This is a genomic window from Streptomyces sp. NPDC000345, assembly GCF_042898825.1.
Lineage (GTDB): Bacteria > Actinomycetota > Actinomycetes > Streptomycetales > Streptomycetaceae > Streptomyces.
This window is the reverse complement of sequence record NZ_JBIAZE010000009.1, coordinates 266,062-285,604: the sequence shown is the minus strand read 5'-3', so window position 1 is coordinate 285,604 and position 19,543 is coordinate 266,062. Positions and strand designations below refer to the sequence as shown.

At 69.8% G+C, this 19,543-nt stretch carries 17 protein-coding genes; 9 read left to right on the top strand and 8 right to left on the bottom strand.

Going from position 1 to position 19,543, the window contains the following annotated elements; genetic code table 11:
* Positions 1 to 392: 392 nt before the first annotated feature.
* Complete coding sequence (gene dnaA, locus ACFY30_RS23405) at positions 393 to 2,351, bottom strand: chromosomal replication initiator protein DnaA (RefSeq protein WP_390847095.1); 1,959 nt, start codon at positions 2,349 to 2,351, stop codon at positions 393 to 395.
* A 382-nt stretch (positions 2,352 to 2,733) separates the two neighbouring features.
* Between dnaA and rpmH the strand changes: the two genes are divergently transcribed.
* From rpmH to ACFY30_RS23360, 9 genes are all read left to right on the top strand, one after another.
* Entirely contained in the window at positions 2,734 to 2,871 is a 138-nt protein-coding gene (rpmH, locus tag ACFY30_RS23400; protein ID WP_003956500.1) for a 50S ribosomal protein L34, read from the top strand.
* A gap of 21 nt (positions 2,872 to 2,892) precedes the next feature.
* Positions 2,893 to 3,264 (top strand): ribonuclease P protein component, encoded by a 372-nt coding sequence (gene rnpA / locus ACFY30_RS23395; RefSeq protein ID WP_390822928.1) that lies wholly within the window; start codon positions 2,893 to 2,895, stop codon positions 3,262 to 3,264.
* A complete protein-coding gene (gene yidD / locus ACFY30_RS23390; protein WP_390847094.1) occupies positions 3,261 to 3,614 on the top strand; it encodes a membrane protein insertion efficiency factor YidD in 354 nt (117 codons plus the stop codon). Before rnpA ends, yidD begins: the two co-directional genes overlap by 4 nt.
* A 3-nt stretch (positions 3,615 to 3,617) precedes the next feature.
* Entirely contained in the window at positions 3,618 to 4,892 is a 1,275-nt protein-coding gene (gene yidC / locus ACFY30_RS23385) for a membrane protein insertase YidC (RefSeq protein WP_390847093.1), read from the top strand.
* 15 nt (positions 4,893 to 4,907) lie between these two features.
* Complete coding sequence (locus ACFY30_RS23380; RefSeq protein ID WP_390659790.1) at positions 4,908 to 5,420, top strand: protein jag; 513 nt, start codon at positions 4,908 to 4,910, stop codon at positions 5,418 to 5,420.
* Positions 5,421 to 5,538: 118 nt separating this feature from the next.
* The gene (gene rsmG, locus ACFY30_RS23375) at positions 5,539 to 6,255 is read left to right on the top strand and encodes a 16S rRNA (guanine(527)-N(7))-methyltransferase RsmG (RefSeq protein ID WP_390847092.1); all 717 of its coding nucleotides are present in this window, start codon (positions 5,539 to 5,541) and stop codon (positions 6,253 to 6,255) included.
* 263 nt (positions 6,256 to 6,518) lie between these two features.
* Positions 6,519 to 7,592 (top strand): AAA family ATPase, encoded by a 1,074-nt coding sequence (locus ACFY30_RS23370; RefSeq protein ID WP_390847176.1) that lies wholly within the window; start codon positions 6,519 to 6,521, stop codon positions 7,590 to 7,592.
* On the top strand, positions 7,589 to 8,683 hold the full coding sequence (locus tag ACFY30_RS23365; protein WP_390847091.1) for a ParB/RepB/Spo0J family partition protein: 1,095 nt from the start codon (positions 7,589 to 7,591) through the stop codon (positions 8,681 to 8,683). The genes ACFY30_RS23370 and ACFY30_RS23365 overlap by 4 nt, the downstream gene beginning before the upstream one ends.
* 311 nt (positions 8,684 to 8,994) lie before the next feature.
* Positions 8,995 to 9,612 carry a GNAT family N-acetyltransferase gene (locus tag ACFY30_RS23360; RefSeq protein ID WP_390659793.1) on the top strand — a complete coding sequence of 206 codons (618 nt, stop codon included), beginning with the start codon at positions 8,995 to 8,997 and terminating at the stop codon, positions 9,610 to 9,612.
* 90 nt (positions 9,613 to 9,702) lie between these two features.
* Here the strand turns inward: ACFY30_RS23360 and trxA are convergent, their stop codons facing one another.
* From trxA to ACFY30_RS23325, 7 genes are all read right to left on the bottom strand, one after another.
* Entirely contained in the window at positions 9,703 to 10,035 is a 333-nt protein-coding gene (trxA, locus tag ACFY30_RS23355; protein WP_390659794.1) for a thioredoxin, read from the bottom strand.
* Positions 10,036 to 10,079: 44 nt separating this feature from the next.
* Positions 10,080 to 11,048, bottom strand: coding sequence for a thioredoxin-disulfide reductase (gene trxB / locus ACFY30_RS23350; protein ID WP_390847090.1), 969 nt, complete (start codon positions 11,046 to 11,048; stop codon positions 10,080 to 10,082).
* 165 nt (positions 11,049 to 11,213) lie between these two features.
* Positions 11,214 to 12,140, bottom strand: a complete 927-nt coding sequence (locus ACFY30_RS23345) for an anti-sigma factor family protein (RefSeq protein WP_390847089.1) — start codon at positions 12,138 to 12,140, stop codon at positions 11,214 to 11,216.
* Complete coding sequence (gene sigM / locus ACFY30_RS23340) at positions 12,137 to 12,862, bottom strand: RNA polymerase sigma factor SigM (protein ID WP_390847088.1); 726 nt, start codon at positions 12,860 to 12,862, stop codon at positions 12,137 to 12,139. The genes ACFY30_RS23345 and sigM overlap by 4 nt, the downstream gene beginning before the upstream one ends.
* 20 nt (positions 12,863 to 12,882) lie before the next feature.
* Positions 12,883 to 14,577: a protein kinase family protein gene (locus tag ACFY30_RS23335; protein WP_390847087.1), complete on the bottom strand. Its 1,695-nt coding sequence runs from the start codon at positions 14,575 to 14,577 to the stop codon at positions 12,883 to 12,885.
* Positions 14,578 to 14,714: 137 nt separating this feature from the next.
* Positions 14,715 to 16,988 carry a murein biosynthesis integral membrane protein MurJ gene (gene murJ, locus ACFY30_RS23330; protein WP_390847086.1) on the bottom strand — a complete coding sequence of 758 codons (2,274 nt, stop codon included), beginning with the start codon at positions 16,986 to 16,988 and terminating at the stop codon, positions 14,715 to 14,717.
* A 44-nt stretch (positions 16,989 to 17,032) separates the two neighbouring features.
* The gene (locus tag ACFY30_RS23325) at positions 17,033 to 19,429 is read right to left on the bottom strand and encodes a DUF6049 family protein (protein WP_390847085.1); all 2,397 of its coding nucleotides are present in this window, start codon (positions 19,427 to 19,429) and stop codon (positions 17,033 to 17,035) included.
* Positions 19,430 to 19,543: the final 114 nt, after the last annotated feature.

The window sequence follows — 19,543 nt, the reverse complement described above, 5'->3', positions numbered from 1 at the left end:
CAGGTGACCTGGACCGATGCTCCTCCCACAGGGTCGCCTGTGGATACAGTCTGGACAACTTCCCGGTCCCCAGGGTGTGGACGGGAAAAAGTCACCGAATCTGTGGAGAGAGGCCGTAACCCGGCGGCTAATCGAACAGCGCAGGGCCGGGAGCACGGGCCCGGCCTCCTGATCCACCGTCCCTGAGACCTCCGCCCGGGGCGCCCGACAGCCCTGCACGGGGTGCTCGACGGCCCCTCCCGTCCCCCGACGGCCCCGCCCGGCGTCCACCGCCGGCGTCCACGGCCGGTGTCCACGGCCGGTCCACGGCCGGTGTCCACGGGCGGCTCTCCCCACGAGAAAGGGCGTCCCGGGATCAGCTCCCGGAACGCCCTCGGCGGGGTCTAACGGCGTCAGCCGGCCTTGATGCGGTTGGTCAGCTCGGTCACCTGGTTGTAGATGGAGCGCCGCTCCGCCATCAGATTGCGGATCTTGCGGTCGGCGTGCATCACCGTGGTGTGGTCGCGGCCGCCGAACAGCGCGCCGATCTTCGGCAGCGAGAGGTCCGTCAGCTCCCGGCACAGGTACATGGCGATCTGCCGGGCCGTCACCAGCGCGCGCCCGCGCGAGGTTCCGCACAGGTCCTCGACCGTGAGGCCGAAATAGTCGGCGGTCGCGCTCATGATGGCCGTGGAGGTGATCTCCGGTGCCGAGTCCTCGCCGCCGGGGATCAGGTCCTTCAGGACGATCTCCGTCAGCCCGAGGTCCACCGGCTGCCGGTTGAGCGACGCGAACGCCGTCACCCGGATCAGCGCGCCCTCCAGCTCACGGATGTTGCGCGAGATCCGTGAGGCGATGAACTCCAGCACCTCCGGCGGGGCGTTGAGCTGCTCCTGCACCGCCTTCTTGCGCAGGATCGCGATCCGCGTCTCCAGCTCGGGCGGCTGGACGTCGGTGATCAGACCCCACTCGAAACGGTTCCTCAGCCGGTCCTCCAGCGTCACCAGCTGTTTGGGCGGCCGGTCACTGGACAGCACGATCTGCTTGTTGGCGTTGTGGAGCGTGTTGAAGGTGTGGAAGAACTCCTCCTGCGTCGACTCCTTGTCCGCCAGGAACTGGATGTCGTCGACGAGCAGGATGTCCATCTCCCGGTACCGCTTGCGGAAGCTGTCGCCCTTGCCGTCGCGGATCGAGTTGATGAACTCGTTGGTGAACTCCTCCGAGCTCACGTACCGCACGCGTGTGCCGGGGTAGAGGCTCCGCGCGTAGTGTCCGATCGCGTGCAGCAGGTGCGTCTTGCCGAGCCCCGACTCGCCGTAGATGAAGAGCGGGTTGTACGCCTTCGCGGGCGCCTCGGCGACCGCCACCGCGGCCGCGTGCGCGAAGCGGTTGGACGCGCCGATGACGAACGTGTCGAACAGGTACTTCGGGTTCAGCCGGGCGGTCGGCTCGCCGGGCCCGCCGGCCGACGGCGACGGCGCGGCCGAGGACCCGGGCACACCCGGTGCGCCCGGCCGCTGCGGCGGGCCGGAACCGGCCGGCGGCTCGGGCATCTCCCGCCGGACCGCGTCCCGCTGGTCGTAGTCCGGCCGCTTCTGCTCGTAGGGAGCGGAGTCGTACGACGGGCGCTCCATCGACTGCGGGCGGTAGTCCTGCTTCGGCTGCCCGTAGGAGTCCTGGGAGTAGGCGTCCTGGGACGACGAGCCGTACGGGTCCTGCGGCGGAGAGCCGTAGGAGTCCTGCGAGGGCGAGGCGTACGGATCGCGCTCCGGGAAACCGAGCCGCTGCTGCTGCCAGCCGTACTCGTCCTGCTGGGGCCGCGGCCAGGCGCCGGGCTCGGGCCGCTGGTACTCCGACGGGTACGCGGGCCGCGCGGTCGGCAGCTGGTCCGCGCGCGAGCCGTCGCCGGAGGGGGCCGGGCGCTGCTCGGCGCGGTGCCGGCCGTACCCCTCGTACGGGCTGTCGTACGCGTTGTCGTACGTGCTGTCGTAGCGGCCCTTGGGCTCGTCGTACGGACCGGACGGGAGCTCGGGCTCCTCGTAGCGGGACTGCGGAGGCTGCTGGACGGGGGGTGCCGGAGGGGCCGGGGACTCGCCGGCGGTGTCGTCCACGGTGATCGCGATACGGATCGGGCGCCCGCACTCGCGGCTCAGCGTCTCGCTCACGACCGGGGCGAGCCGGCCCTCCAGTACGCCCTTCGCGAATTCGTTGGGGACCGCGAGCAGGGCGGTGTCGGCGACCAGCGCGAGCGGCTGGCAGCGGCGGATCCAGTGCTCGTCCTTCACCTCGACACCCTGGCCACGGCCCTCACCGAGGAGCTGCTCCAGTACTCGTGGCCACACTGCGGCAAGATCGGCAGGTACGTCAGCCACAGGGCACGCTCTCTCGTGGGTCCCACGAACGTGTGGTTGCGGGACGGGTCGGGATTCGCATCGGCGGGGAGCCGAGAACAGGGGACAAAGGAACGAATCGGAGTCCAGTCACGGTAGTCAGGGCGACCGGTGCGGTTCAAGTTGTTGTCCCCAGCCTGTGGACAGTGTCTCCCAGTGACCCCTGGTTTGACCGGATGGCGTAGCCGCGCGTACCGTAACCAGGTCGAGTTGTCGATGGCTGCTGCCGCCTGCCTCCGATGGGCACAGATCGCGTCAGGTGATCGGGAAGCGGTGCACTCGGGCGTAACGAGAGCTACTCGTGGGCGCACGGTGACAGCCAGGACGGCACCCGCCACACCGATTTGATTTCTGGAGCCCCCGAGTGAGCAAGCGCACCTTCCAGCCGAACAACCGTCGTCGCGCCAAGACCCACGGCTTCCGGCTGCGTATGCGCACCCGTGCCGGCCGCGCGATTCTCGCGTCCCGCCGTAGCAAGGGTCGCGCCCGTCTGTCCGCCTGATCCCGGTCAGGTCATGCCGTCGTGCTGCCCACCGAGAACCGGCTGAGGCGGCGCGAGGACTTCGCGACCGCGGTACGACGAGGGCGCCGGGCCGGACGCCCGACGCTCGTCGTCCACCTTCGAAGCGGTGCAACGGACCCGCACGCGCCTGGGGAGAGCGCTCCCCCGACGCGTGCGGGTTTCGTCGTGAGCAAGGCCGTGGGCGGAGCGGTCGTGCGCAACAAGGTGAAGCGCAGGCTTCGCCATCTGATGCGCGAGCGAGTGGTCCTGCTGCCCCCCGGTAGCCTGGTAGTCGTACGGGCGCTGCCCGGTGCGGGTGACGCCGACCACGCACAGCTGGCCCAAGACCTTGATGCCGCCCTTCAACGGCTGCTGGGAGGGGGCGCGCGATGAAGTACCCGCTGCTGGCCCTGATCAAGCTCTACCAGTGGACGATCAGTCCGCTGCTCGGGCCCGTGTGCAAGTACTACCCGTCGTGCTCCCACTACGGCTATACGGCCATTGACCGGCACGGCGCGATCAAGGGAACGGCACTCACCGCCTGGCGCATCCTGCGGTGCAACCCGTGGTCGCTGGGGGGTGTGGACCATGTCCCGCCGCGGCAGCGCCCGCGGTGGCACGAAATGCTGCGCGACGCCTGGCGTGCACGCAGGGGCGGGACCTCCGCCGCCTCAACGGCCATCGGGGAGAATTCTTCTCCGAGCCCGGCCGCAGAGACCTCGTCCCATGCCCAAGGAGCATGATTAGTGGACACGATTGCCAGCCTCTTCAGCTTCATCACGACACCCGTTTCCTGGGTCATCGTCCAGTTCCACACGGTGTACGGCAAGATCTTCGGCCCCGACACCGGATGGGCCTGGGGCCTGTCGATCGTGTCCCTGGTGATCCTGATCCGCATCTGCCTGATCCCGCTCTTCGTGAAGCAGATCAAGGCGACCCGGGCCATGCAGACGCTGCAGCCCGAGATGAAGAAGATCCAGGAGCGCTACAAGAACGACAAGCAGCGCCAGTCCGAAGAGATGATGAAGCTGTACAAGGAGACGGGCACCAACCCGCTCTCCTCGTGCCTTCCCATCCTGGCGCAGTCCCCGTTCTTCTTCGCCCTGTACCACGTGCTCAACGGCATCGCGTCCGGTGACACCATCGGCGTGATCAACCAGAACCTGCTGGAGAGCGCGCAGAAGGCGCACATCTTCGGTGCTCCGCTCGCCGCGAAGTTCACCGACAGCGCGTCGGAGGTGGAGGCCCTCGGCGCCACGATCACCGATGTGCGGGTCGTCACCGCCATCATGATCGTCCTGATGTCGGCCTCGCAGTTCTTCACCCAGCGTCAGCTGATGACGAAGAACGTCGACACCACGGTGAAGACGCCGTTCATGCAGCAGCAGAAGATGCTGATGTACGTCTTCCCGGTCATGTTCGCCGTCTTCGGCATCAACTTCCCGGTCGGTGTCCTCGTCTACTGGCTGACCACCAACGTGTGGACCATGGGCCAGCAGATGTACGTCATCCACAACAACCCGACCCCGGGTTCCAAGGCCCAGGCTGCGTACCTCGAGCGTCTGTACAAGCACGTCACGCACCACGGCAAGGCGCGCCGCCGCAGCGAGAAGACCATCATCAAGGCCATCGTCGCCAAGGGCCGCGACCGCAACGAGGCCGAGCGCAAGTTCATCAACGGTCTGACCAAGGCGGGCCTCGCGGCCCAGGCCGACGGCACCGTGGTCAAGAGCGATGCCCAGACCGTCGCCCAGACCGAGGACGGCACGCCCACCACCACGGGGGCCGCCGCCAAGCGTCAGCAGCCGAAGCGGCAGACGAAGTCCCAGCGCCAGACCGGCGGCCCCAAGGCGGCCGGCGAGCCCACGTCGCTGAGCAAGTCCGACGAGCCCGAGGACACCAAGCCCTCCGGCGCCGACCGGCAGGCCGCCGCCAAGCCTGGAGCCAGTGGCCGCAGCAAGGCCCAGTCCGGGCAGCGCAAGGGCGGCCCGCAGCGCCCCAAGTCCCCGTCCAAGAAGTAAGAAGGAGCCCATCCCGTGACGGAAGGCACCACCTCCGCCGCCGCCGAGGGTGCAGACACCCTGACCCGCCTGGAGCAGGAGGGCGAGATCGCGGCGGACTACCTCGAGGGTCTGCTGGACATCGCTGATCTCGACGGCGACATCGACATGGACGTCGAAGCCGACCGTGCCTCTGTGTCGATCATCAGCGATACGGGCACCCGTGACCTGCAGAAGCTGGTCGGCCGGGACGGCGAGGTACTGGAGGCGCTGCAGGAGCTGACGCGCCTGGCCGTGCACCGGGAGACCGGCGACCGCAGCCGGCTGATGCTGGACATCGCGGGCTACCGGGCCCAGAAGCGCGCCGAGCTCTCCGAACTGGGCGCCAAGGCCGCAGCCGACGCCAAGAACAGCGGCGAGCCCGTGAAGCTGAAGCCGATGACGCCCTTCGAGCGCAAGGTCGTCCATGACGCGGTGAAGGCCGCGGGCCTGCGCAGCGAGTCCGAGGGCGAGGAGCCGCAGCGGTTCGTCGTCGTGCTCCCCGACTGATTCGGTACGTACGTCTCTCCGGCCCCGTCTGTTGCGCAGGCGGGGCCGGTCTTTGTCAGCCTGGTAGTTCTGGTGGTCGGTGCTGGACGCGCCGATGCGGTACGGAAGGACGGTCCCCGTGACGGAGGCAGCGGAGCTCCCCCCTGCGCCTGAGATGGCACGCGAGGTATTCGGTGATCGCTTCGCGGATGCGGTCCGGTACGCCGAGCTCCTCGCCGAGGCAGGCGTGCAGCGCGGCCTCATCGGCCCGCGAGAGGTGCCCCGCCTGTGGGAGAGGCACATCCTGAACTGCGCGGTGCTCTCCGAGGTCGTACCCGAGGGTGTGACCGTGTGCGATGTCGGCTCGGGCGCCGGTCTGCCCGGCATCCCCCTGGCGCTCGTGCGTGAGGACCTGAAGATCACCCTGCTGGAGCCTCTGCTGCGGCGGACGAACTTCCTGACCGAGGTGGTCGAGCTCCTCGGGCTGGACCATGTGACCGTGGTCCGTGGCCGTGCCGAGGAGGTCATGGGCAAGCTCCCGCCCGTCCATGTGGTGACTGCCCGCGCCGTGGCCCCCCTGGACCGCCTGGCCACCTGGGGCATCCCTCTGCTGCGTCCCTACGGCGAGATGCTCGCCCTCAAGGGCGACACCGCCGAGGAGGAACTGAAGAGTGCGGCCACCGCCCTGAGCAAGCTCGGCGCGGTCGCCACCTCGATCCTCCAGGTCGGTGAGGGCGTCGTCGATCCGCTCTCCACGGTGGTGCGGGTCGAGGTCGGGGAGAGCCCCGGCGGTGTGCGGTTCGCCGCCAAGCGGGCGAAGGCGGCTCGGACGGGGCGGGCACGTCGCCGTCGTTGACGGTGACGTGGTGAGGCGTACTCCACACAAGCTGCCAAACCTGAGCATGACGGAGTGTCGCGACAGTTCGGCCGCGGGCGCTGTGCATCGTGTTTCACGTGAAACGTCGCTCCCTGCTGCATGGCATCATCAGCCGCGGTCGTGCCGCGGCCGAACCCCGCGACCGTAAGCCTCTCGGTTCACTCGATGCGGGACGGGAGTTGTCCACAGAGGTGGATTTCTCCACAGAACCCCAGGCCTCACTGGTTCGCGACCCCGAAGACATGGCAGGCTCTGTTCATTGCGAGCTTGAAGTCGAGGAGAGTGAATCCTTGCGGTCCGACGCCAACATCGCGGGACCGATGGCCGATCCGGTCCCCGGTCCCCGTACCGAGTCCCTCGGGGAGGATGTTTCACGTGAAACACCGCCCCCGATGGACGACACCCCGATCGGTCGTGCTGCCCAACTGGCGGTGGAGGCACTGGGCCGCGCCGGCGAGGGTCTGCCACGCCCTGAGCGGACCCGGATCATCGTGGTCGCCAACCAGAAGGGCGGGGTCGGCAAGACGACGACGACCGTCAACCTTGCCGCGTCTCTGGCCCTCCACGGCGGCCGCGTTCTGGTGGTTGACCTCGACCCGCAGGGCAATGCGTCCACTGCCCTGGGGATCGACCATCACGCCGAGGTTCCGTCCATCTACGACGTGCTGGTCGACAGCCGCCCGCTCGCGGAAGTCGTCCAGCCGGTCCCCGATGTCGAAGGCCTCTTCTGCGCTCCCGCCACGATCGATCTCGCCGGTGCGGAGATCGAGCTGGTGTCCCTGGTGGCCCGCGAGAGCCGGCTGCAGCGGGCCATCCAGGCCTATGAGCAGCCACTGGACTACATCCTCATCGACTGCCCGCCCTCGCTCGGCCTGCTGACGGTCAACGCGCTGGTGGCCGGTGCAGAGGTCCTCATCCCGATCCAGTGCGAGTACTACGCGCTGGAGGGGCTGGGTCAGCTGTTGCGCAACGTCGATCTGGTGCGGGGGCACCTCAACCCCGCCCTGCATGTGTCGACCATCCTGCTCACCATGTACGACGGCCGGACGCGCCTGGCGTCGCAGGTCGCCGAGGAGGTGCGCACCCACTTCGGCGACGAGGTGCTGCGGACGAGCATTCCGCGCTCGGTCCGTATCTCCGAGGCCCCGAGCTATGGGCAGACGGTGCTGACCTACGATCCAGGATCGAGTGGTGCCCTCTCCTATCTTGAGGCGGCACGAGAGATCGCGCTGAGGGGTGTCGGTGTCAGCTACGACGCGACCCACGCCCATATCGGCGCACAGAACAATCCGAGCATGGTGGAGGGGATCCAGTGAATGAGCGACGGAGGGGGTTGGGCCGTGGTCTCGCCGCACTGATCCCTGCCGCCCCGACGGAGAAGACGCCGGCACAGAGCGCAGTGGGAAGCGCCGGCGGCCCGTCCTCGGCGGCCATCCCGGGCCCCAGTTCCGACCGCGGGGTGGCCGCGGCGAAGGTGGCCACGCTGCCTTCTGTTTCACGTGAAACAGAGGAGCCGTCGGTCTTTGGCGTCACGGAGACGCCCGCCCCGCCCATCGGGGCGTACTTCGCGGAGATCTCCCTCGACGCGATCACGCCGAACCCGCGCCAGCCGCGCGAGGTCTTCGACGAGTACGCGCTGGAAGAACTGGTCACCTCCATCAAGGAGGTCGGCCTCCTCCAGCCGGTCGTGGTGCGTGAGGTGGCCGCGGGGAGCTATGAGCTCATCATGGGTGAGCGCCGCTGGCGGGCCTGCCGTGAGGCGGGTCTGGAGGCGATTCCGGCCATCGTCCGCGCCACGGACGACGAGAAGCTTCTCCTGGACGCCCTCCTGGAGAACCTCCACCGGGCCCAGCTGAACCCGCTGGAAGAGGCGATGGCCTACGACCAGCTGCTCAAGGACTTCAACTGCACGCACGACCAGCTCGCTGACCGCATCGGCAGGTCCCGCCCACAGGTCTCCAACACCCTGCGACTGCTGAAGCTCTCGCCGGCGGTCCAGAACCGGGTGGCGGCAGGTGTGCTCTCCGCCGGGCATGCCCGGGCGCTCCTCTCCGTGGAGGACTCGGAGGAGCAGGAGAGGCTGGCCCACCGGATCGTGGCCGAGGGGCTGTCGGTGCGCAGTGTCGAGGAGATCGTGACCCTCATGGGCTCCCGCCCGCAGACGGCGCAGCGCGCCAGGAAGCCGCGTGCCGGTGCCCTGGTCTCCCCGGCGCTGTCCGAGCTCGCCACCCGGCTCTCGGACCGCTTCGAGACCCGGGTGAAGGTCGACCTGGGACAGAAGAAGGGCAAGATCACCGTCGAGTTCGCCTCCGTGGAGGACCTGGAGCGGATCCTCGGCACGCTGGCTCCCGGTGAGGGGTTCGCCCTGCAGAAGGCCGGCGACGAGTCGGAACAGCCGGAGGACTGAGCCGCGCCTCAGTCGCGCGACCGCTGAGCGAGCCGTGTCCGGTGTGTCCGGAACACGGCTCGCTCTTTGCGTTCAGTCGGTATCGACGGGAATCTCATCGTGGATACGATGCGGTGGGGTATGGCGCATCCACGAGGCAGCACCTCGGAGTGGGAGGCGGGGGCCATGCGAACGATGAGCCGGACCGGACTGGTGAGCGCGGGGCTGGGGCTGGGCGTGGTCGGCGGCTTCGTCGGCAGTCTGCTCAGGGAACGCAGCGCTCTGACAGCCGCTCGCGATGCTGCGGGCGAAGGAAGCGAGGAACAGCCTTCATGGGGCGTCGGCTCGTACCGCTCACGCTGGACAACCTCCAGGACCTTCCCAAGCGCTGCCGCTCGTGCGTCTTCTGGGAACTGGACCCCGTCAGCGGCGAGGCTGCGGTAAAGGCGGGCAGGGCAGCCCTGGAGAAGGAGTCCTGGATCTCCGCCGTCCTGCTGGACTGGGGGTCGTGCGGGCGCGTGGTGTACGTCGACGACGTCCCCGTCGGGTTCGTCCTCTACGCTCCGCCCGCCTATGTGCCCCGCTCGACGGCGTTCCCCACGAGCCCGGTGGCACCGGACGCCGTGCAGCTGATGACCTCGTTCATCATGCCGGGGTATCAGGGGCAGGGACTCGGCCGGGTGATGGTGCAGACGGTCGCCAAGGATCTGCTGCGGCGGGGCTTCAAGGCGATCGAGGCCTTCGGTGACGCCCGCTGGAAGGAACCGGGCTGCATGCTCCCTGCCGATCATCTGCTGGCGGTGGGCTTCAAGACGGTGCGTCCGCATCCCACCCACCCTCGGCTGCGGCTGGAGTTGCGGACCACGCTCTCCTGGAAGGAAGACGTGGAGATGGCACTGGACCGGCTGCTGGGGGCCGTGCAGAAGGAACCGGTGCTGCGACCGCTGTAGGCGTGGTCGGGGCCAGGGGTGGTTTCCGGCATGAGAAGGGGCCGGTCCTTTCGGGCCGGCCCCTTCTCATGTTTCACGTGAAACAGTGCGTCACTCGGCGATGAAGGTCTCCAGGTCGCGGACGAGCGCGGCCTTCGGCTTGGCACCGACGATGGTCTTGGCGACCTCGCCGTCCTGGTAGACGTTCAGCGTCGGGATCGACATGACGCCGTACTTCGCGGCCGTGTTCGGGTTCTCGTCGATGTTGAGCTTGACGATCTCGATCTTGTCGCCGTGCTCGGCGGCGATGGCCTCGAGCGAGGGAGCGATCTGGCGGCACGGGCCGCACCACTCGGCCCAGAAGTCCACCAGAACGGGCTTGTCGCTCTTGAGGACGACCTCATCGAAGTCGGCGTCGGTCACATTTTTCAGGGTGCCGGCCACAGGGGGCTCCTTAATTCCTTGTGCGGTGGGGCGGGAGGAGGGGATCAGACAGCGGTCTTCTCGGGCTCGGCCTGCTCCTCGTCCGCGAGGGCGGCGAGGTAGCGCTCGGCGTCGAGAGCGGAGGAGCAGCCGGTGCCGGCGGCGGTGATCGCCTGGCGGTAGGTGTGGTCGACCACGTCGCCGGCGGCGAAGACACCGGTCAGGTTCGTCCGGGTGGAGGGCGCGGCGACCTTCAGGTAGCCCTCCTCGTCCAGGTCGAGCTGGCCCTTGAAGAGCTCCGTGCGCGGGTCGTGGCCGATCGCGATGAACAGGCCGGTGACCGCCAGGTCGGAGAGTTCGCCGGTCTTGAGGTTGCGCAGCTTCAGGCCGGCCAGCTTCGGGTCGCCCTGGATCTCGGCGACCTCGCTGTCCCAGATGAACTTGATCTTCGGGTCGGCGAAGGCGCGCTCCTGCATCGCCTTGGAGGCGCGCAGGGTGTCCCGGCGGTGGACGATCGTGACGGACTTGGCGAAGCGGGAGAGGAAGGTGGCCTCCTCCATCGCGGTGTCGCCGCCGCCGATCACGGCGATGTCCTGGTCCTTGAAGAAGAACCCGTCACACGTGGCACACCAGGAGACGCCGCGGCCGGAGAGGGCGTCCTCGTTCGGCAGACCGAGCTTGCGGTGCTGGGAGCCGGTGGCGACGATGACGGCCTTGGCGCGGTGGACCGTGCCGGCCGTGTCCGTGACGGTCTTGATCTCACCGGTGAGGTCCACGGAGACGATGTCGTCCGCGATGAGCTCGGCGCCGAAGCGTTCGGCCTGCGCGCGCATGTTGTCCATGAGCTCGGGACCCATGATGCCGTCCTGGAAGCCGGGGAAGTTCTCCACCTCGGTCGTGTTCATCAGCGCACCACCCGCGGTGACGGCGCCTTCGAACACCAGCGGCTTCAGCGACGCGCGCGCGGTGTAGAGCGCGGCGGTGTAGCCGGCGGGCCCGGAGCCGATGATGATCACGTTACGGACGTCGCTCACGGCTTTGTTCCTCGTCTCTGGTCTGCGTCGTTCGACCGGGGGAGCTGCTCTGCACTCTCACCCCACCCAACGGATCCTAAGGGGCGCGCATTCCCGGTGTGTCCGGGCACACGGAGGGACCACCCCGTGGGGAGAGCCGCCGGGGAAGGACCCGCAGGTGGGCCGTCAGCGACGGGTGTAGGAGTTCTTCAGAAGGATCTTGGCGGGGTCCGACGACGGGTGTGTGACGCAGGTCCTGTCCATGATGTACGCGTCGACCCTGGTGCTGTCGGAGACGTCGGGGAGCACGACGAGCAGGGCGTCCGTTCCCCGGTACACGCCCTCCTCGGTGGCGAGGGCCGCGTCGCTGCGCCCGATGCCCTTCTGGACGCAGGCAGGGACGGTGGGTTGCTGGAGGATCCTGGGCCGCGGGCTGCCGGGAGCACTCTCGACAGCCAGACTGTCCGGTTCCTTGGATCCCTGTGCCGTGTCGAGGAGATTCGTGACCTTCCGCTCCAGCGTGCCCTGGGCGAAGGTGTCCGCGGCGGTGGACTGCCCGGGCGAGGAGACGCCTGAACCGTCGTCTCCGGCCAGCGAGGACACCAGGACGCCACCGAGCCCCAGGGCCGCGACGCCCAGGAGGGCGCCCAGGACCGCGCCCCTGCGGCGCCCGCCCCGACGCGGGCCGATGCTGTCCTTGCCGCCCTTGCGCCCCGGGCCGGTGGAGGTGGTGCGGGCGCGGCCCGAGGGCCGGTCCTCAGCCGGTGTTTCACGTGAAACGTGGGGTGCCTCGGCGTCGTCCGTGACGGCGGAGGCCCCCTGCGGGCTCTCCGGGGTGGTCTCGGGCTCCGGTGCCGTGGCGGTGAGGAGCGCTTCGGCGGCGAGGGCGGCATCGATGCGCTGGGCGACGTCGTCCGGCATCCGCGGCGGACCGGGAAGCGTGCCCAGAAGTCCGCGGATCTCCTCCAGCGACGCGTGGACGTCGGCGCAGAGTTCGCAGCCGTCGAGATGCCGGCGCAGATCAGCGCTGCGGGAAGGTGTCAGCAGACCTTCGGTGAGGTCGGAGATCTCCGCGACGTCCGGGTGCCCGGTCGTGTCCGTCGTCGATGTCACGCTCGCCCACCTCCGCCCTTCACAGCAGCTGAATCGCCTCTCCCGGCGCTGTCCGGCCCCTCGTCCCGAGGCTCCGCTGCCGGTGGGACGGATGTCCCCTGCGCCCGGTTCCGTCCCTCACCGCCTTTCTGCTCGTCGCTAGTCCTACCCGGCCGCAGATGGGTGAGCAGCGGCACGAGTCTGGCTCTGCCCCGGGCGCAGCGGCTCTTCACCGTCCCGGTCGGCACGTCGAGGATGCGGGCGGCCTCGGCGACGGGGTAGCCCTGCATGTCGACGAGGACGAGGGCGGCCCGCTGATCGGGCGGGAGGGTGCCGAGCGCTTCGAGGAGCTGGCGGTGCAGGTCGTTGCGCTCGGCGGGGGCCGAGGCCGACTCGTGCGGCTCCAGCAGCTGTTCCAGGCGCTCGGTGTCGTCGACCGGCGACGTCTTGCGGGAGGCCGCCTTCCGGGCCCGGTCCAGGCAGGCGTTCACGGTGATGCGGTGCAGCCAGGTCGTGACGGCGGACTGGCCGCGGAAGGTGTGGGCGGCACGGTAGGCAGACACGAGGGCGTCCTGGACGGCGTCAGCGGCCTCCTCCCGGTCCCCGAGCGTCCGCAGGGCGACAGCCCAGAGCCGGTCCCGGTGCCGCCGCACAAGCTCCCCGAAGGCCTCCGGATCGCCTTCCACGTGCCGGGCGAGGAGATCCTGATCGCTTACCGCGTCATAGCCGCCGCCTTCCGCCACCGGGTCCCCTCCCCTCGGCCTCAGCTCGCTACTTTGATGTCCGCCACGCGGGCACGGTAGGTGCCCTCTTCGGTCAATGGCAGCTCGGTCAGCCAGACCAGGAGGTAGCGCGTCTTGGCGGACTGGGACGGCGTGAGAGTCACATTCGTGCCCGAGCCCGCTGCGACCTTCGAGTAGGCCTTGAAGGACGTGGGTACCGAGCCCGCGTCGCCTGAGGCGGCACGCAACTCGACGGACGTCTTCCCCAGGAACGTGATGGTCACCTTCCCGACCTGCTGGGCCTTGCCGAGATCGAGGATTATGCCGAGGCCCGGCTTCAGGTTCCCGAAGTTGGAGCCGTTGTAGAAGTCCGTCTGCCAGTACGTTGCGCTGCTGTTGTCGTAGGCCTTCTGTATGTCGGAGGGCTTCTCGGATCCGTCTCCGAAGGGGTCGAAGTCCCGGGCACCCGTGATGGTGATCGGCTGGCTCGCGGGCTTCGTGGGACTGTTCTTGTCGCCGTCCCCGTCCGTCGTCTGCGTCTTGTTCGTCTCGTCGGACTTGTCCTGGTTCATCAGGGCGTCCGCGAGCTGCCAGCTGCCGAGGCCGAGTGCGGCGATGAGCAGGGCGGAGACCGCCCACTTCAGGGCGCGGCCGGTGCGGCTCTGCAGCGGGGGCGGCGGGGTGGGCACGGGCTGGGTGGCACCCGGGCGGGGTGCGGGGCGGCCGTAGGTGCCCTGCTGGTACGTCGTGCGCTGGTATTCCGGCGGCGCGGTGAACGCTGGCTCCGGCGGACGGATGCGGGGCATCTCGCCGATCGCCTTCACCAGCTCCTCCGGCGTGGTGCACGCGGCCTCGTGCCGGGACGCGGTCGCACCGTCGTTGGCGAGCGCGCGCATGGTGAGCTCGGACAGGCCCCGGTGGACGCCGGCGCGGACCTGGTCGGGGGCGATCAGCCCGACGTCCTTGGGCAGCCCGGACAGGCCGTAGGCGTCGTTCTCGTACGGCCAGCGCTGGGTGAGCGTGGCGTACAGCAGGGCGCCGATCGCCTCCGTGTCGGTGCGCTGCGGGGTGTCGGAGGTGATGCCGCGCAGGGCGGCGTTGACCGCGAGGCCGCGGATGCGCCACTGGCCGGTGGAGGTGCGCAGGACCGCGTTGGGGTTGAGGCGCAGATGCGACAGGCCCTCGCGGTGCGCGGCGGCCATCGCCGAGGCGATCTGACTGACCATCTGGTACGCGTCGTGCGGTTCCAGCGGCCCGGCCGCGAGCAGCGTGGTCAGTTCGGTGGCGTCGGGCAGCCATTCGTGGACGACGTAGACGAGGTCGTTCTCCTCGACTGCGTCCAGCACCTGGACGAAGCGGGGGTCGCCGAGCAGCGCCGAGGAGCGGGCCGCGGCCAGCACCGAACGGGCGCGTGCGTGGTCCGCGGGCAGGACGTGGACGCCCACGGCCCGGCGGAGTTTCTCGTCGACGGCCCGCCAACTGCTGAAACCGTCCAGACGGGTGACGCAGTCCTCGAGACGATAGCGTCTGGCGAGCTTGTGGCCGCTGTGCAGTTCAGGCGTCGAGGCCTTGCCGGGATGCTCGGTCCCGCTACTCCCCTGTGCCTCGTCGCTGTCCGTGTCCCGCTCCCGGTTCTTGGCCACCCCGTCGGCCGTGGACTGGTCCGCCTGTGCGGTCAGCGGCTTGTCGCCGCTGTTGTCTGCCACGTCGACGGCAGCTGTGCTCCGTTCCGCCACCGTCGTTCCTGCCTCCCCATCCCATGCGCGCCGCCGACCTCGTGCGCGCCGTCCGACGCCGGATCCAATTGTGCCCACAGTCCGCCGCTATGCACGACACGCGGCGGCTGACGATGGTTGTGCGCGTACCCCCTCGTTCAGCGGCCCAGGCGTCCGCGGACCATGCCGACGAGGGAGTTGAGCTCCTCGATGCGCATGCGGCGGGCGGCGACGAAGAAGATGCCGAGCAGCAGGGCGCCTCCGGCCAGCAGTGCGGCGAAGGAGCCCAGGACGCCCTGGCCCACGCTGTGCGCGATGCCGTAGCAGGCCGCGCCGCTGATCAGCGCCGCCGGTACGGAGGCGATGCACAGCCGGGCGTAGGTGCGCAGGACGTGGGAGCCGTCGAGGTCGCCGCCGAGCCGCTTGCGCAGCCGGTTCCAGGCGACACCGACGCCGATCGCGTAGGCCAGGCCGTAGGAGGCCGCCATGCCCACCACTGCCCAGCGGGCCGGGAGGACGAAGTAACAGACCGCCGAGGCGCTTGCGTTGACCGCGGCCACGATGACCGTGTTGTAGAAGGGGGTGCGGGTGTCTTCGTAGGCGTAGAAGGCGCGCAGGACGACGTACTGCACCGAGTAGGGGATCAGGCCGAGGCCGAAGGCCATCAGCATGAAGCCCATGTTGGTGGCCTCGCTGGTGCCGGAGGAGCCGAAGATCAGGGTGCACATCGGGATGCCGAGGGCGAGGAAGCCGAAGGCGATCGGCACGATCGCGACGGCCGTGGTGCGCAGCCCCTGGGAGATGTCCTCGCGGACCGCGCCGCCGTCGCCCTCGGCCGCCGAGCGGGAGATGCGCGGCAGCAGGGCGGCCATCAGCGAGACGGTGATGATGGCCTGCGGCAGGCCCCAGATCAGCTGGGCGTTGGCGTAGGCGGCGAAGCCGGTGCCGTCGACCGGCGACTCCTTGCCCGCGGCGGTCGACAGCTGGGACACGACGATCGCGCCGGCCTGGTTGGCGAGGACGAACAGGAAGGTCCACTTGGCGAGCGTCACGGCCTTGCCGAGGCCGTGGCCCCGCCAGTCGAAGCGCGGCCGCAGCCGGAAGCCGGTCTCCCGCAGGTAGGGGATCATCGCCAGGGCCTGCACGACCAGGCCGAGCAGCACGCCGATGCCGAGGAGCCGCTGGCCCTCCGGCGGGATGGTCGTGACCTTCATGCCGGAGTCGGCGGCGGTGCCGTAGACCCAGATGAACATGCCCAGCGTCACGATGATGACGATGTTGTTCAGGACCGGGGTCCACATCATCGCGCCGAACTTGCCGCGCGCGTTGAGGATCTGACCCATCACGACGTGGACGCCCATGAAGAAGATCGAGGGCAGGAAGTAGCGGACGAACGTGATGCCGACCTCGTTGGCCGCCGGGTCGCTGGCGACCGGGTCGGACAGGGCCCGGATCAGCAGGGGTGCGGCGGCGATCGCGGCGATCGTGAGCACGCCCAGCGCCACCATGACCAGGGTCAGCAGACGGTTGGCGTAGGACTCGCCGCCGTCCTCGTCCTCCTTCATGGCGCGCACGAGCTGCGGCACGAACACGGAGTTGAGGCCGCCGCCGACGGTCAGGATGTAGATCATCGTCGGCAGCTGGTAGGCGACCTGGAAGGTGTCGCCGAGGAGGCCGACGCCGAGCGCGGAGACGATCAGCGCGGAGCGGACGAAACCGGTGAGGCGGGAGACCATCGTGCCCGCGGCCATCACGGCGCTGGACTTCAGCAGTCCGGCCGCGCGGCCGCCCTTCTTCGCGGTGGGGGCCGCGGGCGGCTCGGGGGCCTCGGCCGGCGTGGCGGTGAGGTTCATGGTCCGGTCGGCTTCCGGCGACGGGGCCGCCGGAGCGTGGTTCTGCGCCGCGGCGGGCCCGCCCGGGGCGTGGGCCGGCCCCGGCACGGCCGGAGCATCGGCCTGCGGGCGCACGCCGCCCTGCTGCTGGTCCTTGAAGAGATGGGCGAAGGCGTCGGGCTGCTGCTGCTCGCCGGAGTGCGACACCAGGTCGTCCACGCCCACGAACTGGGTGGTGCGCGGGTCGTCGCCGTAGGGCAGGTACTGGCTGGGGCCCTCCGGCTCGGGCGCCGGGGGCTGGGCCCACACGCGCGGGTCGGGCGCGTACGGCGACTGCGCGGGGCTGCCGTAGAGCGGCTGCTGCGGCTGGTACGTGCCCGGGGGCGGCGGGGGGTGCGCGGCACGGTCGTAGAGCGCCTCGGCGACCGGGTCCTGCGCGCTGAGGTCCTGGGACCGGTAGGGGTCCTGGTCGTAGGCGTCCTGGAGGTACATGTCCGCGGGGTGCTGCGGCGGCACCTGGCCGTGCTCGGGCGGCGGGCCCTCGGGGTGACCCGAGCTGCCCGCGGCCTGGCCGCGGTCACCCTCGTACGGCGCGTTCATGGTTACCCCACCTCATCGTCCCGGGCCCACCGGCCACGACATCCTCAACGGTCCACTCTCTCACCCGTGCCCGAGGGGGCCGTGCTTTCCGCTGCGGTGTCCGGGCTCCCGTCACTCGGCTGCTCCGGGTCGTCTGCCCCGGCGTGGGCACCCGACTCTTCCTCCGTACGGTCCTCGGATCCCCGGTGCTCACCCGGGCCGCCGTCGGCCTCGTCGCTCTCCTCCGCGCCGGCCTCCTCCGCTTCCTCCGCCTCACGGGCCGCGGCCCGCTTGCGCTGGGTGTACATGCGGAAGCCGGCCAGCACGAGCAGCAGGACACCGCCGCCGATGACCAGCATGACGGTGGCCGTGATCTCGGTGACCTTCACGTCGAAGACGACCGGGTCGCCGTACTCCTGGCCGTCCTCGGTGTACAGCTGGGCGACCACCGTGGTCTGGCCGTTCACGTTGGCGGACGTGGTGAACTTCACCGTCGTGCTGTGCCCGCCGGAGACCTCGATGTCCTGCTCCGCGTAGACGTGGCCGCCGATCTCCAGGCGGGTGTCGTTGGTCGAGCTGAGCCGGAGGATCAGATGCTCGACGCCCTGCACCAGGTTGTTCTGCACGGTCACGGGGATCGTGGCGCTGCGCCCGGAGAGCTTGGTCTCCGACTTGTCGATCAGCTTGACCTGGTCGGTGAGGGTGTCGAGGTAGGACAGCACGCTCTCGCGGAAGGTGCCGGCCGCCGTGGAGCGGCCCCGCCACGACGCGGACATCTCCCGGTTCATGGCCCGCCCGAAGGGGGTCACCACCCGGGACTTGTCGGCGAGGATCACCTTGAAGTTGTCGAGCTTGTCCTGCGTGGCCGCGATCTGTTCGAAGGCCGACTTCGGCAGCTCCTGCTTGCGCAGCGAGGAGGGGTAGGCGGACCGCGAGGGCACCTTCGTGGTGGCACCGCCGTCGGGCTTGGCCGCGGCGGCCGCCGTGAGGTCCTCCGCCTGCGACCAGCCGCCGCCCTGGAGGGCCGTGACCGCTGCCGCCATCGCCTGGGCCTGGCTCGCGGTGGGCGTGCGCTGCGGGGCCACGACGATGCTGCGCTGCTTGTTCGTCTGCAGGTTCAGCGCCAGGCTCTGGGCGAGGAACTCCTGTACCGCGAGCGTGGACGCGGACGCCTTCGTCAGGTCGCCCTGGAACGTCTTCGACAGGCGCGCGTCCGCGACCACCGCCGTGGTGCCGCCGCCGATGGGCCGCGCCGCGGAGGGGGTGTAGGACAGGCCGCCGGTCTCCGCCAGGCTGTCGCTGCGGGCGATCACCTTGTCGGCGCCGGCGGAGGTGGCGACCTTCACGATCGACGGGTCGACGGCCCCGTCCACCGGCCAGGCGAAGTCGGTGCTCGGGGTCACGTGGAGCACCGTCTCCACCGTGGTCGCGGCGACGTCGGTGGCCGCCTTCAGCTGGCTCAGCGAGCCGGCCACACCGGTGCCGTTGTGGGCGAGGGAGGCCAGGTCCGGGTCGGCGAAGGGCAGCGCGACGACCTCCTTCTCGGCCACCGCCTGCTGCAGCTCGGCGAGCCACTGCTTGGCGACCGCCTGGTGGGTGCCGGCCCTGGTGGTGTCGCTGTCGGTGCGAACCCGGTAGCTGCCGGTCATGGCGTCGACGGACGCCAGCAGGTCCGGGTCGATCACCCAGGTGACGTCGAGCTCCTTGCCGAGGCTCAGAAGCTGGTCGAGGCGGCCGCCGGGGGCGATCTCCTCGGCCAGGTCGTCGTTGCGGAAGACGGGCGTCTGCTGCGCGTTCGAACCCGTCTCCGCCGTCATGTGGACGGTGGAGACCAGCGGCCACAGCACCGTGGTCCTCGTCGCCTTGTCCGCTCCGTCGGGCTGCCAGGGCAGGAAGGTCCGCTGGATGCCCAGCACCTGCTCCCACTGCTGCGCGGAGGTCTCACCCGAGAGGGAGACACCGAGCGGGTAGACGCCCTCACGGCCGAGGTCCAGCTCGTCCACCGGTACGGAGATGCTGAAGTGCTCGGCCACGCCCGGGGTGAGCTTGGAGAACTCGGCGACGTACTTGCCGCCCACTTCGGAGCCGTAGGCGCCGTTGAGGGCCCTCGTGCCCTTCGCGGCGTCGTCGATCGCCGAGCGTGTGGTCAGCGCGGACCCCACCCGCAGGCCGACGTGCGCGTCGGTGACGGCCTGCTTGCCGTTGTTGGTCACCGTGCCGGAGACGGTCACGGTGTCGCCGTCGGTGGGGACGGCGGGACTGAGGGAGTCGACGGCGACGGCGACCGAGCCGGTGTCGGCGGTCTCCTTGGCGGCCGCCGGGGCGTCGGCGTGTGCCGGGAGTGCGGACAGCTGGAGCAGACCCGCCAGCAGGGGCGCCCCGGCGAGCAGTGCTCCGGTGCGCCGCAGCCACCGGCGGGCAGGTGAGGGACTCATCCCCGGGAAGTCTGCCGCCTCGGCCACGCGTTCGCCCGTCTCTCGTCGTCGTCAGTGGTCGTCGGAAAGTGCGTCCACGCATGGTAACGAGGTGCGCTGAGGTGAAGTGCCGCGGAGGGCTCTACAAGATCAGGTGAGGCC